This is a genomic window from Streptomyces sp. NPDC057474 (assembly GCF_042802555.1).
In the GTDB taxonomy this organism is placed as follows: Bacteria; Actinomycetota; Actinomycetes; order Streptomycetales; family Streptomycetaceae; genus Streptomyces.
The window spans coordinates 13,487-28,681 of the sequence record NZ_JBHVDX010000126.1; the positions used below are offsets into that span (position 1 = coordinate 13,487).

A 15,195-nucleotide genomic window follows, 5' to 3' on the forward strand; every position below is an offset into this window, starting at 1 on the left:
ATGAGGCGAGGCTGGTGACATTCCCTCAGATCATGGTCAGGAGAAGGGAGTAGTCGTGCAGGCCCCGGACGTCGGGAGCCCCATTGCGGGGCCACAGGAAAGGTACGGGGGCGGTCAGCTGAGCGGCATGACCTTGCGGTAGGCGGTCACCGCGAGCGCCGCGACCGCGACGTGCATCAGGAGCAGTGCCACGACCCCGGTCGCTCCGCCGTCGCCGAAGAGGAAGAAGTCGGGCACGAAGGAGACCACGACGGTGACCGGAACCAGCCATCGGATCAACTTCTCGGGATTCCCGGACAGCTTGCGCACGACGGCCCACCCGAGGGCGCCGGCCACCACGCCGACCGTGGTCAGGAAGATGTACGCCCCCGGCGTCAACGGCTGGAAGTCGTCCGGCGCGCCGACCGCGCGTGCGACCACCGCGATCAGGGCATTCACCAAGGAGGACAGTGCGATCGCGGCGAGCACCCCGCCCGCCACGACGAGGGGACCACGGCGCACGGAGGCCGTCTGGGTGACTGCGGGCATGGTGACTCCAGAGCTGCACAGGTGCGGACCGCGAGGCGCGGTGCACGGGGTTTGAAATCTCAAACACAATCCTGGCCGACCATGCTTGAAACTTCAAGTGTGATGACGAGGGTTGTTTCCACGCCGCCGTGCGGTCCGGGTCCGTTTTCGAAGATCATCGAACCGCAGTGAGGCGTTGCTCGCTCCGCTGATACCGCAGACCGGTGACGGGTCGACCGCGTGTCGAGGAGCGGAAGGTGTCAACCGCATGGTCTACAAGATCCGTACCGGAATCTCGTGGTGTGACCTGCCGGACTGCTATGGGGCGTGCCGAAAACTGGGATGCGGCGGCAGGACGAACCGGATGATCGCGACATCATCGAACGCGCTGCAACGTCTCAAGGCGATCCGCTGCCTGGCCCAGGTACGACGAGAGTGCCATATCGGCACGTGGCAGCGGTCTGCCAGACATCGTGCCTGCTCTGCGCAGGATTCGTTTGAAGGCGGACCTGGAGAGGCCGCTACTGGAAGAGTGGCTTCCTTTCCTCCCCCGGCCCGCGGGACGCCGTCCGAGCCGCGGTCTCAGCTGCGGTGAGTCCGTACACGAGGGCCGACGCGATGCCGCCGGCGTAGGCCCGGTGCCACAGGCCGCCGGTGTCCGAGCCGGCCGCGAGGAGCCCTGCCACGGGGATTCCGTCCTCGCCCAGGACGCGGGCCCGGTCGTCGATGAGGACCCCGTGGAACGGGAAGGTGATGGCCGGCACCGCCTCGACCACGTAGTAGGGAGGCCGGTCGAGCGGCGCGCGGTCCAGCAGCCGGTCAGGCGTCGGCGCGCGGCCCGCTGCCGCCATGGTGTTGAACTCCTCGACAGCCGCGCGGACGGCCGGCCCGTTGTAACCCCATTCCTCGGGAAGGCAGTCGAGTTCGTCGAGGCTCTCCGCGAAGCCGACCCTCCCGCCCCGTTTGGCGGCCAGCGCGAACTTGTCGACGGCGACCGCTCCCTTCACGTACGACCCCACCACCCAGTCGCGGAAGACGCGGGAGTCGGCGACGAGAAGCCCTCGGCTTTCGGGTTGCTCCAGCAGTGCCATCGTTGTGAGGTGATCGCCCAGCGTCTCGTCGGCGAACCGCTCGCTGTGCAGGTTGAACAGCAGCGCGTGCTCGCTGTAGTAGAGCGAGAGGTCGACGAAGTCCGACGGGTCCGCGAACGGGATGCCGCTCGGGATGAGATGCCCGTAGAAACCGGCCCCGGCCGACCCGGTCGCCGCCCCCGCGGAGGCAGCCAGGCGGTATCCGGCCCCGCGGCTGTGGGGGTTGGAGCGCAGTTCCATGCGATCGGCGTGGGGATGGACGAACTTGTTGCGGAGTTCGGCGTCCCCCTGGAAGCCCCCTGTGGCCAGAAGCGTCGAGGCCGCGCGCACGGTTCGTCGCGTGCCGTCGCCCGCGACGAGCTCCGCTCCGGTCACGGCCCCGTCCTCCAGCAGGAGCCGCTCGGTGTCGGTGCCCGTCAGGATCTCGGCGCCCGCCGCGATGACGCTACGACGGCAGGTGTCGAGGTAGTGGTTCGTGTCGAACTGGTGCCCCTGACCGAAACCGAGGACGGGCTGAGCGCCCTTGACGTCGACCCCCGTGCTCCTGATCCATGTGATGCCGTCCGCGAAGCGGTCCACGAGGGCGCGTTTGAGCGAGGTCTCACCGCGGGGGTTGTGCCGCTCCATGACCTCGTGACTCGGGGCAGTCCAGGCGTAACCGGCGTAGCGCGCGGATCCCCCGACCTCGTCGCCGATCTCGATGACCACGACGGACAGCCCATCCCGTACGGCTCTCGCGCCTGCGGTCAGCCCTGCCATCCCTGCTCCGATGACGAGCAGGTCGACCACCTGTTGATCCGGCATCCGAACTCAGCCCCTTCTCATCACCTGAGGTGACTTCACGTCGTGTCCGGGTCCGCGACGGCGACCGCTCGAAGCGGGTGTACCAGGGGACAGGGTGCCTGAAGGTCTACGGGAGGCGCCACCCCTGGAACGATGACGCCTCCGATGTCGCCTCCGATGTCGCCGAACGCCTCGCGCAGGGCGTCGAAGGGATCCCTGCGGGCCTCGGCGGCGGGCCATGGTGGATCGGCTGCCCATGGGAGATGGCCGGCCCGATGTCCCGGGCCGACCCTCGGCGCTGACACGCTACCGCTCCGAGCTGGTCGGCTCGGTGTCCGTGTCCCCCTTGTCCGGGGCCGTGGAGGCGGGGCGCAGGGCCTTGGCGCCGTCCTTCAGGCGCTCCAGCGTGCGCGTCAGCTGCTGGAACGGAGACGTCGTCCGCGTCCCGGACGGCTGCTGTGCGGCGGGAGCGGCCTCGGCGGACTCGCGGTAGGCGGCGAGCGCCTCGTGGGCGCGCTCGGTCGCCTCCCGGTACAGGTCCCGGGACTTCGTCATGGCCTCCAGCGCCTCGGCGTACATCGCCACGCGTTTCCGTTCCCGGGCGAGATCCTCCTCGAGAGTGAGGAGGTGCCAGTCCTCGCGCAGCGCGGTGAGGGCCGCGTCGGCACCGTCGGGCAGCGGCTGCGGCAGCGCGGCGAACCGCGTCACCGCCGTGACGAGGTCGGTCGGCTCCGAACCGTCCAGGAACACCGTGCGTACGGCGAAGTCCTCGGCGTCGTAGCCGGACGGGGCCGGGGTGCCGGGCAGCACCACCGCACCGCCGCGTGGCACCTCCACGTCGAACTCCCGCAGCGCCCAGTTCACGACCCGCAGCTGATGCGGCGCGGCTCGGTGCTCCACGACGCGGTGGCGCAGGCTGGGCGGCAGCCATCGCGTGAGGGGCAGCCGACCGCGCTCGTCCGTGGTCATGGCCTCGTGGACGACGACACGGACGCACCATCCGTCGTGCCCGGAGTCCCTGAGCAGGCGCCGTGCGTCCTTGTCGTCCTCGGGCAGGGTGGTGATCCTGCTCAGCGACAGGCCTGTGGCGGCGTCGTGGTCCCAGTCGCCGTACTCCGGCCAGAACCGGGTGACGGGTGACGGCCATGCCGGGTCCCACAGCTGTTCCGCCTCCGCGAGCAGGGTCCACTCCCGCCCGCCGCCCAGGTCGGGCGCGAGGCTCAGCCGGGCGCGTACGGTCACCTCTTCGGGAACCCGCCAACGGGCCTCGAAGACCCGCTCCGGGAAGTCGCCCTCGGCGTCGGGCACCTCCAGGAAGTCGTCGATGACCTGACTGTCCTTGAGCTGTCGCAGGGTGTGACGGAGTACGCCTTCCGCGTCGGGTCCGACGTGGCGGCCGCGAGCCGGCCACACCGTGGGGGGAGTCGTGGGACGAGCTGTGGGGGAGGTCGACATGAGTCCATCGGGAAGCAGGGGCACGTACGCATGCCAGTATCGTCGCCGCGGCCCGGCGGAAATCACGCGGGGTCCCGTCGGCCTCCCCTCTGCAGCGCGACCTTCCCGGAGATACCCACCGCTGCGGCGCTCGCTCTCGGTCGGCCACCGCGATACGAGTGTGTGCCGGCGAGATGCCAGCCGTGGTGGTTGATGCAGTCGTTGCCGTCCGCGTCGTTGGCGCGCTCGGGGTAGGAGTGGACGTCGGCGCGGGCGGGAAGGGTTGATCAGGTAGACGGTGTCCTTGCCGTTGTTCCAGGGGAAGTTGCAGTTCTGGCGGTGGGACGACATCGCCAGTGTCGGAGTCACTGCCCCTGCCGCCGCGCAGCTTCACGTAGTCGCCGGGACGCGTGCGGGTCTGCGGAATCTTGTTCCGACAGCACCTGTGCCGTCCGCCCGCGCCGGCAGTCCCAGGGCATCGGCACCCGCCCGCAGGCGGAACTCGTCAAGGGCGTTATCCCCGCTGGTCCAGCCTGCACCACGGTGTACTTCGGTGAGGTCCAGGGCCCGCCGACCCCGGGCCGCCTGGCCCCCCAACCCGGCCGCTGACCGAGGACGCCAGCCCCGCGGCACCCGGACGTCCGACGCGCACTCGCCCCGGAAGGCGCCCACCTGCGACGCGTCGTAGACGCTCTACTCGGCGATGTGCCGCTGGATCCAGTCGGCGGCGGTTCGGCGGAAGATCTTCCGGCTGTCCGCGCGCAAGAAGTCGTGGCCCTCGTCGCGCAGCATCAGCAGTTCGGCCTCCAGACCGCGTTCGCGGGCCGCGCGGACGAACTGCTCGGATTCGCCGAGCGGCACATTGGTGTCGTGTTCACCGTGGACCGCGAGGAGCGGCACGCGCAGTGCGTCGACGCGGGTCATCGGGGACAGCGCGTGCAGCAGTTCACGGTCGTGTTCCGGGTGCCCGTACTTGTGCGCGGCCGATTCCGCGATCCACGGCTCGGTGCCCGCGTAGAAGGTCGCGAAGTCGGACATGCCGCAGGCCGCGACGCCGGTGCGGAAGAGGTCCGGGTGGCACACGAGGGAGGCCATCACCAGATAGCCCCCGTACGAGCGGCCCATGACGGCCAGCCGCCGCGGATCGGCGAGACCGGCCACGACGACGTGGGCCGCGCAGTCGGCGACATCCTCGATCGCGGCGAACCGTCCCGTGCCGAGGTCGGCGTCGACGAACGACCGGCCGTGGCCCGAGGAGCCGCGCACATCCGGAGCGAAGACATCGACACCTCGGCCCATCAGCTCGTGGTAGAGCGGGTTGAACACCGGACGTTCCTGCTCCTCCGGCCCGCCGTGCAGATGGATCACGCAGGGCGCCTCCCCGGGGCCTCGGCCCGGCGCCCGGTAGTACCAGCCGCTCAGCGGCAGGCCGTCGCGCGCTGTCAGCCGCAGCGGTACGGGACGCACGGGTGGACGACCGGGCGGGACGGTGTCCTCGTCACGGGACGACCACTCGGTCCGCCGCGCGGTGCCCTCGGAGAACCACCACACACCGGGGCGGCGCTGCGAGCCGGACAGGGCCAGCACCAGTCCCGCCCGGCCGCCGACCTGCGGGATACGCGTCACGACCTCATGCGGAAGCGGCACCGTCCGCGGCGGACCCGGCCGAGCGTCCCCGGCGGATGCCGCCGTGACGGCGGTGATTTCCAGCTCACTGGCTCCGCGCACGTTCCAGGCCAGGGCCGCGGTGCGCCCGTCATGGCCGAGCGCCAGCAGTTCCAGGCCGCAGTCCTCGCGCTCCGCGGCGACGGTCAGCTCCAGCTGCTCCCCCCGAGGATCCAGGCGGACGGCGAACAACGCGGCGAACTCGCGTGCCGCGTCGCTGCGCAGCCACAGCGTCGTGCCGTCCGGGGAGAACCGGCCGATCCACGGATCGCCGTCGGCGACCGGCAGGGCGAAGGTGGTCCGCAGATCGGTGGTGCGCACGACGAGCGCTTCGCGGCGGCCGCGTGGCCCCCGGCGCAGGAGTGCCAGCCGTCCGTCCCTGCTGATGTCGCACACGCGCAGAGTGGCGGCGCCGCGTTCGACGGCCAGCAGGGCGGGCGCCGCGACGCCCAGGGGGTCGACGAGGTAGGCGGCCAGCCCTCCACCGGCCGTCTCCTCCGGGGCGACCTTGCCGGTTTCCCCGTGGTGTGCGCCAGGGCCCCGCGCGTCACGGCTGAACTCGTCATCTGTGCGGACGGATCCAGCATCTGTGTAGACGGATTCAGCGCGGGCCCCGTCCAACGACTGCGGCGGCCCGACCCTGGACGCGTCCTCCGACAGCGGATCCTGAGCGGTCCCGCCGTCTTCCTCTTCCGCGGCTTCCGGAACCTCCACGGCTTCCGGGACCTCCACAGCTTCCGGGACACGGGCGGCGGGACCGGCATCGCCGTAGTGCGGGCCCCCCAGCAGCACGGCGCGGCCGTCGCGCGAGGCCCAGCCCGCCGGGCGGCGGGTGGTGTACGTGTGCGGGTCGGCGAGGCCCGGCTCCGCAGGGGCGGGCCCCTCTTCCGTCTCGGCCCCGCCCGGTGCGGGAACCGGCTCGGCGACGGTGACGGCGACCGCCGACCCGTCGTGCTGCCAGCACCCCAGATACGCGGAGCTGCCGGGCTCGGCACCGGCGAGGACGCGTCGCCCTGTTCCGTCAGGGCGTACGCACAGCACCCGGGTGTGTTCGCCACCTCCCGGGGCGGTGGTGTAGGCGATCCAGCGGCCGTCGGGCGACCAGGCAACCTCTTTGACCGGGTGGGGATCGGAGTCCAGCAGATGGACCTCGTGTCCGCCGACCGGCCCGGTCCACAGCTGCGGCACCCCGCCGCGGTCGCAGATGAACGCGACGTACCTGCCGCTCGGGTCCACCGACGGATACCAGCAGCCATGGGACCTCAGCGGCTGCGGTGTGTCCAGCGGTCCGGCGGTCCCGGGCAGCGGGACCGGCGCCGGAGCCATGGAGGCCGCCATGGGCTCGGTGGCCGTCCCGGCGTGACCGCCGGCCCTCCCGGCCGTCACCGCGGAGGCGGCGCCGTGGTCGTCGGGTCGCCACGGCACCCCGTCGACGATGTCCTCGCCGACAGGGGCGTGGGAGGGGGAGCCCGTCAGCGGATACGACGGGGCCTCCGTCGCCGGAGGCGGGGGATGGGTCCCCTGCGCCCCGGTCAGCTGATTCCGTGCGTTTGCAGCCATATCTCCAGCAAAGCTACCTGCCACAGCTCGTTCGCCCCACGCTTGGTGCGGTGCTCGTCCGGCGCCGACAGCAGCCTGGCCACGTGCGCGTCCTGGAAGACGCCCCGGGACTTGGCCTCGGGCGCCGACAGAGCCTCACGGACCCGCCCCAGTACGGGGCCCGCCATGTGTTTGACGGCGGGGACCGGGAAGTAGCCCTTCGGCCGGTCGACGACCTCCGTGGGCAGGACCTGGCGGCCGGCGGCCCTGAGGACTCCCTTGCCGCCGTCGGCGAGCTTCAGCTCCGGCGGGCAGGTGGCGGCCAGCTCCACGAGTTCGTGGTCGAGGAACGGGACGCGCGCCTCCAGACCCCAGTCCATCGTCATGTTGTCGACGCGTTTGACCGGATCGTCGACCAGCATCACCTCGGCGTCGAGCCGCAGCGCCGCGTCGAGAGCGGTCTCGGCGCCCGGCCGCGCCATGTGCTCCCGTACGAAGCGGCCGGACACGTCGTGCTCGGGCAGCAGGTGGGGCTCCACGATCCTGGTGAGGTCGGTGTGCGGCCGGTCGAAGTACGTCTCGGCGTACGCCTCGGGCGCCCGCTCTCTCGGGACGGCGGCCATGGTCGGGTACCAGTGGTAGCCGGCGAAGACCTCGTCCGCCCCTTGACCGCTCTGGACGACCTTCACCTCCTTCGCCACCTGCTCCGACAGCAGATGGAAGGCCACCACGTCATGGCTGATCATCGGCTCGCTCATCGCCTCGATCGCCGCGTCCAGCGCCGTCGACACCCGGTCCGAGGGCACCATCAGCTGGTGGTGGTCCGTGCCGAAGTGCCGGGCGACCAGGTCGGAGTACCGGAACTCGTCGCCCTCCTCGCCGCCCTCGGACTCGAACCCCACGCTGAACGTCGCGAGATCGCGCTGCCCTTCGTCGGCCAGCAGCGCCACGATCAGGCTGGAGTCGAGACCGCCCGACAGGAGGACACCCACGGGTACGTCGGCGACCATGCGCCGGCGTACGGCGGTGCGCAGCGCGTCGAGCACCGCGTCCCGCCAGTCGTCCGCGCCCAGGTGCGCGTATTCGGGCCGGCGGGTGTACGACGGCTGCCAGTAGCGGATGTCGCGGTGGCGGCCGTCCGGCTCCACGACGCGCACGGTGGCCGCGGGCAGCTTGCGTACTCCGGCGAGGACGGTGCGGGGCGCGGCCACGGTGGCATGCCAGCTCATGTACTGGTGCAACGCCACCGGGTCGAGTGAGGTGTCGACGCCGCCGCCCGCCAGAAGGGCCGGCAGCGAGGATGCGAAGCGCAGCCGCCCCGGTGCGTGAGCCAGGTACAGCGGCTTGATGCCCAGCCGGTCGCGGGCCAGTACGAGTCGGCCGGTGGCCTGTTCGGCGATGACGAAGGCGAACATGCCGTAGAAGCGGTCGACGCAGGCGATCCCCCACTGCTGGTACGCCTTGAGCACCACTTCGGTGTCGGAGCCGGAGAAGAAGCGGTGGCCGAGACCGCGCAGCTCCTCACGCAGCTCCTTGTAGTTGTAGATGCACCCGTTGAAGACACCGGAGATCCGCCCCGCGGGGTCGGTCATCGGCTGGGCCCCGCACTCGGACAGGTCAATGATCTTCAGTCGGCGGTGACCCAGCGCGACGGAGCCCTGCGACCACAGGCCCCTGCCGTCCGGTCCCCGGGGAGCGAGCCGGTCTGTCATGCGCTCGACGGCTGCCAGGTCGGGCCGACCGCCGTCGAACCTGATCTCGCCGCTGAGGCCGCACATCAGGCCGCACCCCCTCGCAGGGGGCGACTGTCGGCCGCGTTCGGAGGCGGAGCCTCGAGCGAGCACGAGCCGGTCCGATTCGTGTTCGTGTCGGTATTGCTGCTGGGCATGCGAGCCACTCTCCTTGTCCACAGGTGGCACCGGCACCACGGGAGGACGGCGGTTTGTCCGTCCGGGTTCTCCGCGCCGTGGCGCCCTCTCGCGGGGCGACGGCCGGTGCCTGCCCTTCTGCAGGCCGCGCGGGTTTCAGCCGCCGACGGATTCCGTCGAGTACGGTGCCGAGGCACCCGGAGGGGCGGCACCGGCCGCTGCGACGGGTCGGCGCAGGGCTGCGGGGGCGGGGCTCCGGCGGTGGCCGCCCCGGGTCTCGGCGACCATCGTCTCGACGCAGGCCGGCAGGCCCTCCTCCTCCGCGACCCGGCGCAGCCGGCCGGCCGCGCTGCCCCGGGCCAGCGCTTCTTCCATGAGGACGCGTACGGTGTCCCAGTCGCCGAGGGCTTCCAGGGCCGGACGCAGCCGTCGGAGCATGCCGCGCAACACGGCGGGGGCGGGCGCGGCGAGGCGGGTGACCGGGTCGACCAAGCTGCCCTCCAGGCCCGCCTGGGCCGCACGCCAGACCGCCGACCGAAGCCATTCGTGCCTGCCGTCACAAGCCCGCCCCGGCGCCTCCAGCCGGACCCGGGCGTCCTCGACCAGGGCGCGGAACAGCCCGGCGATGAGCACGACCGTCTCGGTGCGCGGGCAGGCGTCGCAGATGCGCAGCTCCAGGGTTCGCTGGTGATCGCACGGCCGTACGTCGTAATAGACCATTCCCGGGTCCTTGATCACGCCGGAGCGGATCAGACCCTCGACCGCGGCGTCGTACTCGGCGGCTCCGGCGAAGCAGCCGACCGGCCCGGCGGTGGGCCAGCGCTGCCACAGCATCGTGCGCCAGCTCGCGTATCCCGTGTCCGTGCCGAGCCAGAACGGGGAGCTGGCGGACAGGGCCAGCAGCGGGGGCAGCCACGGCGAGACGGCGCACATGATCCGGACGGCCGTGTCGCGATCGGGCACGTCGACGTGGACCTGCGCACTGCACACGAGATGCTCGTCGGCGACCTGCCGGTATTCGTCGACCATGTACCGGTAACGGAAATCGGGGGTGGTCTCACCGGACGTCACCCGCGCGAAGGGCACGGTCCCGGCCGCGACGGCGGCCAGCCCGAGCCCGGAGGCCGCAGCGCTCAGCCGCCGCCGCGCCCCGGACAGATCGGCGTGCAGGGACTCCAGGGAGGCGTGCACCTGGCTGTTCCACTCCACCGCCGACCGCTGCAGCTCGTTCTTGAACTCGGACCTGCGCAGACGACCGAGCACCGCACCGGCACTCGGTACCAGCCGCCCGCTCTCCGCGTCCAGAACATGAAACTCTTCCTCTACGCCTACACGAACGGTCACGGCCTCTCCCTCGTCCGTACCGAGATCGCCCGCCGGGCCGGAGACCCGTCGGCGACCGCTGCGCAGTGCGAGTTCCCGACAAATGCACAAATAAGCCTCACTCGTGCACACCGTCGCTCTCGGTGCCCGTGGGCCAGGCCGAAGCTGCCCGGGCCTCCGGCATGACGGGGCCTACGGCGGCCGGGGCGACGTGCGCCTGCCCGTGTCCGGACAGCTGACACGCCGCGTCGTCAGCCTCGACCACCGTCTGCGGCTGATGGGGTTTCCTGGTCAACGCCAGGCTGGACACCGCTCACCTGCTGACCACCCTCTCCCCGGGGCGGGAGAACGCTGCCGTAGCCGCCAGGACCGGTGTACTCGATCGGGTGTCGAACAGGCGGCGTGCGCGTCCGGCGGGCGAGGAACAACTCGTATGAGGCACAAAGGGATGGGGAGTGGGAGACAGATGCGCGTTCCGATGACGATTGCCGACTTCCTGGACCGGGCGGAGCTGGGCTTCGCCGACAGCCCGGGCGTGATCGACGAGCCGAGTCAGCCCGCGGCGCCGGTGGCCCCATCGACCTACGGACAGGTGGGCGAGCGGGTGCGGGCCTGGCAGGCGGGGCTGGACGCGCTGGGGGTGGGGGAGGGCGATCGGGTGGCGGTGGTCAGCCACAACTCGGCGCGGCTGCTGGAACTGCTGTTCGCGGTGCCGATGAGCGGGCGGATCTGTGTACCGGTCAACTTCCGTCTGAAGGCGGAGGAGATCGAGTACGTGGTACGCCAGAGCGGCGCCTCGGTGCTGTTGGTCGATCCCGAGGTGCGGGACACGGTCGCCGACGTCAAGGCGGCGGGCCCACGACATCGTGCTTGTGCGGCCACTTCCCGACCAGAACCGCCACCAGTGAAGCGAGGCGGACGAGTTGGACGACCGCTCCGGCGGACAGCGCGGCCCTGCCGAAGCGGCTGATGATGCGGGGTGCCAGAAGAGAGCCCGCGAAGAACAGCAGGGCCATCGGCAGGATCGCGAGCCCCGTGCAAAGCGTCCGCGTGCAGGCCGTGCGGTGAGGGCGAAAACGAACATGAACGCACCGAAGCCGATGCTGAACGCGAACACCATCGCCAGGCCGCGGGACATCGACGGCAGGCGCAGCACGGACGGCGGCAGCAGCGGGACCTCGCCGCGTCGCTCGGCGCGCTTCTCCACGGCGCAGGTGGCGGCGCCGAGGACGACCGCGAGGGCGAGCGACAGCCAGGTGCACCACCCCGAGGACGCACGCGGTTGAGCTCGCGGCTGGAGGGCTGTGACCGTGAACACCGCTTCGTCCCGGTGGAGGTGCCCTCCCGTGCTGTCGGGTTCTCGTGGCCCGCTGTGAGAGTAGCGCCATGAGGACGGCTCCGACCTCGGTGAATGGAACGCGTTCCGCGCACAAAGATGCGTCAGCTCGTCGTTGACCGGCGGTCCGTGGCAGGGCCAGGGTGAGGGAGCCAGATCGGATTCCGATCTCCCGTTTCCGGTCACCGAACTGCGTGCAGGAGGCCGTGATGCTCCAGACAGAAACCCTTGAACACACCGAGCTCAGGGAAGACCACGAAGCGGCTGCCGCCGCCACGACCGCGCCCGCCACGACCGCGCCCGCCACGCCGAACGCACCGGCGGACCGCGGCGAACTGTTCTTCCAACGCTGCCTCTGGTGCGGCACTCCGGCCTACCGCCGCTCGTTCTGCCGCGCCTGCGGGTCCATGGCCTTCCAACGGGAACGCAGCGCGGGCGACGGGGTCGTCGTTCGCCGCCACGGCCAGGTCCCGCACCACACGTGGTTCGTCGCGATGAACGAGGGCTTCAACCTGCTCTGCCAGGCCGCCGACGCAGCGCCGGTCGCGGTCGGGTCGAGGGTGAGTGTCGTACGGGCCGTCGCTCCCCTCGGTCAGGGACTTCCCGTCGTCGAGCCCACTCGCCCGCCGACTTCGGACCGCTGGTGGTAACGGGAAGCGGCTCGAACGCGGCCACCTCGCGCAAGCGGGACGATCAGAGAGGAGGGTGCGTGGGCACCCAGCACAACGCGCCGGACGGACGGGCCGGCGTTGTCCGGGGAGCGGCGCGCGGCGCGCTGGAGGGTCTGCGGATCGCCGACTTCTCCCGGGTTCTCGCCGGGCCGTACGCCACCATGCTCCTCGCCGACCTCGGGGCGGACGTGGTGAAGGTCGAACGGCCGGGCATCGGGGACGACACCCGGGCCTGGCATCCGCCGGCGGACCACGACGGAACGTCGACCTATTTCCTCAGCGTCAACCGGAACAAGAGGTCCTTCGTCCTGGACCTCACGACCGACGCCGGCCTCGAACAGGCCCGCGCTCTGGTCGCCGAGTCCGACGTGCTGGTGGAGAACTTCCGCCCCGGCACGATGGAACGGCTCGGGCTCGGCCCTCGCGAACTCCGCGCCCGGCACCCGGGATTGGTCTACTGCTCGATCAGCGGTTTCGGCGGCGGCGCGGGCGCGGCGATCCCCGGATACGACCTGCTCGTGCAGGCCGTCGGCGGTCTGATGAGCGTGACCGGGGACGCGGCCGGTGAGCCCGTGAAGGCGGGTGTGGCCCTGGTCGATGTGATCACCGGCCTGCACGCCTCGCTCGGCATCCTCGCGGCCCTCCGGCACCGGGACGCCACCGGGGAAGGGCAGCATGTGGAGGTGAACCTCCTCAGTTCGCTGCTGTCGGCCTTGGTCAACCAGGCTTCGGCGTATGCGGTGGCCGGTGTGGTCCCGGGCCGTATGGGCAACGCGCACCCGAGCATCGCCCCGTACGAGACCTTCCCGGCCGCCGACCGCCCGATCGCGATCGCGGTGGGCAACGACCGGCAGTTCGCCGCGCTCGCCGACCTCGTCGGGGAACCTGGTCTCGCGTTCGACGACCGCTTCCGCACCAATGCCGACCGAGTCGCCCACCGCACCGAACTGCGGGACATCCTGACGCAGCGGCTGGGCACCGCCGGCGCCGACCACTGGTCGGCCGTCCTACTGGCCGCGGGCGTGCCCGCCGGGCCGGTCAACACCCTTGACGAGGCGTTCGACTTCGCCCAGAAGCTCGGCCTTCCCGGCATCGTCGACATCCCCGCCGACGGATCGGAGGGGCGACCTTCCCGCCAGATCGCGAGCCCCATCGCGCTGAGCGGCACACCCGCGCAGTACCGCCTTGCGCCGCCGCGCCTGGGCCAGCACACCGCGGAGATCCTGCACCGCCCCTCCGACCACGACCACACCCCCGCGTCGAACGAAGCGGTCGACTGACCGTTTCCCGGCACAGGCACCACGACCGAACCGATCACCACAACCCAAGGAGCTCACGATGAGCGGCGCCAAGCCGATGAAGGACCCCCTCGACCTGCTCGACCTCTCCTCCACCCTCACCGACGAGGAGCGCGAGATCCAGGCCACCGTCGCCAAGTTCCTCGCCGACCGGGTGCGCCCGCACATCGGTGAGTGGTTCGAGAACGCCCACTTCGCCCGTGAACTCGCCCCGGAACTCGGCAAGTTGGGAGTTCTGGGTATGCATCTCGAAGGCTATGGCTGCGCCGGGACGAACGCGGTCAGCTACGGTCTTGCCTGCCTGGAGCTGGAGGCGGCGGACTCCGGCTTCCGCAGCTTTGTCTCCGTGCAGGGCTCGCTGTCGATGTTCTCCATCTGGAAGTGGGGCTCGGAGGAGCAGAAGCAGGAGTGGCTTCCCCGGCTGGCCGCCGGTGAGGCGATCGGCTGTTTCGGCCTGACGGAGCCCGACTTCGGCAGCAACCCCTCCGGGATGCGCACCCGGGCCGTCCGTGACGGTGGGGGCGACTGGATCCTGAACGGCTCCAAGATGTGGATCACCAACGGCGGAATCGCCGATGTGGCCACCGTCTGGGCGCAGACCGAGGACGGCGTCCGCGGCTTCCTCGTCCCGCGCGGGACGCCCGGGTTCACCACGCAGGACATCAAGCAGAAGATGTCGCTGCGCGCCTCGATCACCTCGGAGCTGTACTTCGACAACGTACGGCTGCCCGACTCGGCGCGCCTGCCGCTGGCCGAGGGCCTGCGAGGTCCGCTGTCCTGCCTGAACGAGGCCCGCTTCGGCATCCTGTTCGGCGTGGTCGGCGCGGCCCGCGACTGCATCCAGGCGGCCATCGCGTACGCCGACTCCCGCGTGCAGTTCGACAGGCCCATCAGCGCCTTCCAGCTCACCCAGAAGAAGCTCGCCGACATGAGCGTGTCCGTGGGCAACGCCGCACTGCTCGCCGTCCATCTCGGCCGCCTGAAGGACCAGCACCGCATCCGGCCCGAGCAGATCAGCGTCGGCAAGCTCAACAACGTCCGCGAAGCGATCGCCATCGCACGAGAGTGCCGCACCGTCCTCGGCGCCAACGGCATCTCCCTGGAGTACTCACCGCTGCGCCACGCCAACAACCTCGAGTCCGTCCTGACCTACGAAGGCACCAGTGAGATGCACACCCTGGTCGTCGGGCAGGCGCTCACCGGTCAGGCGGCGTTCCGCTGACCGCTGAAGGCCGGCGCCGCGCGGCTGGAGGCCGGGTCGCTGATCGACGCGGTCGACGTGGACGCCTCTGGTGTGGTCACTCAGATCGTTTTCGGGGGCTTGTACACCGTGCGCTCCCAGGTAACCCACCCACGGCATACCGGTGATCACCGTGCGCCCAGGGGGCCTTCGAGCCGGAGGAGCATCTCGGCGGGGCCGTGGAGTGGACACTGGCCCCTGCCGGCCGTCGCCCCCACGACCTCCGCTTGTGTCAGGTGGAGGAGCCGGCGGACGCCTTTGCACCTCGCCGGAATGCAGACGTCCAAGACGATCGTCGCGGTCAACAGGACCCGCAGGCGCCGATCCCCGACCTCGCCGACCATGGGGCGGTGGGCGACCTGTTCGAGGTGACTTCCCAGCTCACGCAGGGTCACGTGTGCTTGGTGATCGAGCAGACGCTGGAGGGCTCTACGCAGGGG

At 71.0% G+C, this 15,195-nt stretch carries 11 protein-coding genes and 1 pseudogene; 6 read left to right on the forward strand and 6 right to left on the reverse strand.

Translation table 11 applies throughout. The features are described from left to right. Positions 1–114 precede the first annotated feature (114 nt). Both ACFU53_RS29260 and ACFU53_RS29265 read right to left on the reverse strand, forming a co-directional pair. The gene (locus ACFU53_RS29260; RefSeq protein ID WP_383998704.1) at positions 115–528 is read right to left on the reverse strand and encodes a DUF6069 family protein; all 414 of its coding nucleotides are present in this window, start codon (positions 526–528) and stop codon (positions 115–117) included. 500 nt (positions 529–1,028) lie between these two features. Next, a complete protein-coding gene (locus ACFU53_RS29265) occupies positions 1,029–2,402 on the reverse strand; it encodes an FAD-binding protein (RefSeq protein WP_383998707.1) in 1,374 nt (457 codons plus the stop codon). 29 nt (positions 2,403–2,431) lie between these two features. Here ACFU53_RS29265 and ACFU53_RS29270 point away from each other — a divergent pair, with 29 nt between their 5' ends. Next, positions 2,432–2,683, forward strand: a complete 252-nt coding sequence (locus ACFU53_RS29270) for a hypothetical protein (RefSeq protein WP_383998710.1) — start codon at positions 2,432–2,434, stop codon at positions 2,681–2,683. A 4-nt stretch (positions 2,684–2,687) separates the two neighbouring features. Here the strand turns inward: ACFU53_RS29270 and ACFU53_RS29275 are convergent, their stop codons facing one another. The 4 genes from ACFU53_RS29275 to ACFU53_RS29290 all read right to left on the reverse strand — a co-directional run bounded on the left by ACFU53_RS29275 (position 2,688) and on the right by ACFU53_RS29290 (position 10,231). Then, positions 2,688–3,836, reverse strand: a complete 1,149-nt coding sequence (locus ACFU53_RS29275) for a hypothetical protein (protein ID WP_383998713.1) — start codon at positions 3,834–3,836, stop codon at positions 2,688–2,690. Between the two features lie 672 nt (positions 3,837–4,508). Then, positions 4,509–7,040 carry a prolyl oligopeptidase family serine peptidase gene (locus ACFU53_RS29280; protein ID WP_383998715.1) on the reverse strand — a complete coding sequence of 844 codons (2,532 nt, stop codon included), beginning with the start codon at positions 7,038–7,040 and terminating at the stop codon, positions 4,509–4,511. After that, positions 7,013–8,797 (reverse strand): N-acetylglutaminylglutamine amidotransferase, encoded by a 1,785-nt coding sequence (locus tag ACFU53_RS29285; RefSeq protein ID WP_383998718.1) that lies wholly within the window; start codon positions 8,795–8,797, stop codon positions 7,013–7,015. The genes ACFU53_RS29280 and ACFU53_RS29285 overlap by 28 nt, the downstream gene beginning before the upstream one ends. Before the next feature lie 246 nt (positions 8,798–9,043). Then, complete coding sequence (locus tag ACFU53_RS29290) at positions 9,044–10,231, reverse strand: glutamate--cysteine ligase (protein ID WP_383998721.1); 1,188 nt, start codon at positions 10,229–10,231, stop codon at positions 9,044–9,046. A gap of 445 nt (positions 10,232–10,676) precedes the next feature. Between ACFU53_RS29290 and ACFU53_RS29295 the strand changes: the two are divergent. The 5 genes and pseudogenes from ACFU53_RS29295 to ACFU53_RS29315 form a co-directional block, all read left to right on the forward strand. Beyond that, positions 10,677–11,072 (forward strand): annotated as a pseudogene (locus ACFU53_RS29295) (AMP-binding protein); the annotation flags it as partial. Between the two features lie 220 nt (positions 11,073–11,292). Continuing rightward, positions 11,293–11,496, forward strand: a complete 204-nt coding sequence (locus ACFU53_RS29300) for a hypothetical protein (protein WP_383998724.1) — start codon at positions 11,293–11,295, stop codon at positions 11,494–11,496. 259 nt (positions 11,497–11,755) lie between these two features. Further along, a complete protein-coding gene (locus tag ACFU53_RS29305; RefSeq protein WP_383998727.1) occupies positions 11,756–12,196 on the forward strand; it encodes a zinc ribbon domain-containing protein in 441 nt (146 codons plus the stop codon). Between the two features lie 59 nt (positions 12,197–12,255). Further along, complete coding sequence (locus tag ACFU53_RS29310) at positions 12,256–13,497, forward strand: CaiB/BaiF CoA transferase family protein (protein WP_383998730.1); 1,242 nt, start codon at positions 12,256–12,258, stop codon at positions 13,495–13,497. A gap of 58 nt (positions 13,498–13,555) precedes the next feature. After that, entirely contained in the window at positions 13,556–14,737 is a 1,182-nt protein-coding gene (locus ACFU53_RS29315) for an acyl-CoA dehydrogenase family protein (protein ID WP_383998733.1), read from the forward strand. Positions 14,738–15,195: the final 458 nt, after the last annotated feature.

Bases quoted from the DNA above. Each gene is read 5' to 3' on its own strand.
- ACFU53_RS29260 (WP_383998704.1), bottom strand. From the start codon at position 528: ATGCCCGCAGTCACCCAGACGGCCTCCGTGCGCCGTGGTCCCCTCGTC.
- ACFU53_RS29280 (WP_383998715.1), bottom strand. From the start codon at position 7,040: ATGGCTGCAAACGCACGGAATCAGCTGACCGGGGCGCAGGGGACCCAT.
- ACFU53_RS29300 (WP_383998724.1), top strand. From the start codon at position 11,293: ATGAACGCACCGAAGCCGATGCTGAACGCGAACACCATCGCCAGGCCG.
- ACFU53_RS29305 (WP_383998727.1), top strand. From the start codon at position 11,756: ATGCTCCAGACAGAAACCCTTGAACACACCGAGCTCAGGGAAGACCAC.
- ACFU53_RS29285 (WP_383998718.1), bottom strand. From the start codon at position 8,797: ATGTGCGGCCTCAGCGGCGAGATCAGGTTCGACGGCGGTCGGCCCGAC.
- ACFU53_RS29265 (WP_383998707.1), bottom strand. From the start codon at position 2,402: ATGCCGGATCAACAGGTGGTCGACCTGCTCGTCATCGGAGCAGGGATG.
- ACFU53_RS29275 (WP_383998713.1), bottom strand. From the start codon at position 3,836: ATGTCGACCTCCCCCACAGCTCGTCCCACGACTCCCCCCACGGTGTGG.
- ACFU53_RS29315 (WP_383998733.1), top strand. From the start codon at position 13,556: ATGAGCGGCGCCAAGCCGATGAAGGACCCCCTCGACCTGCTCGACCTC.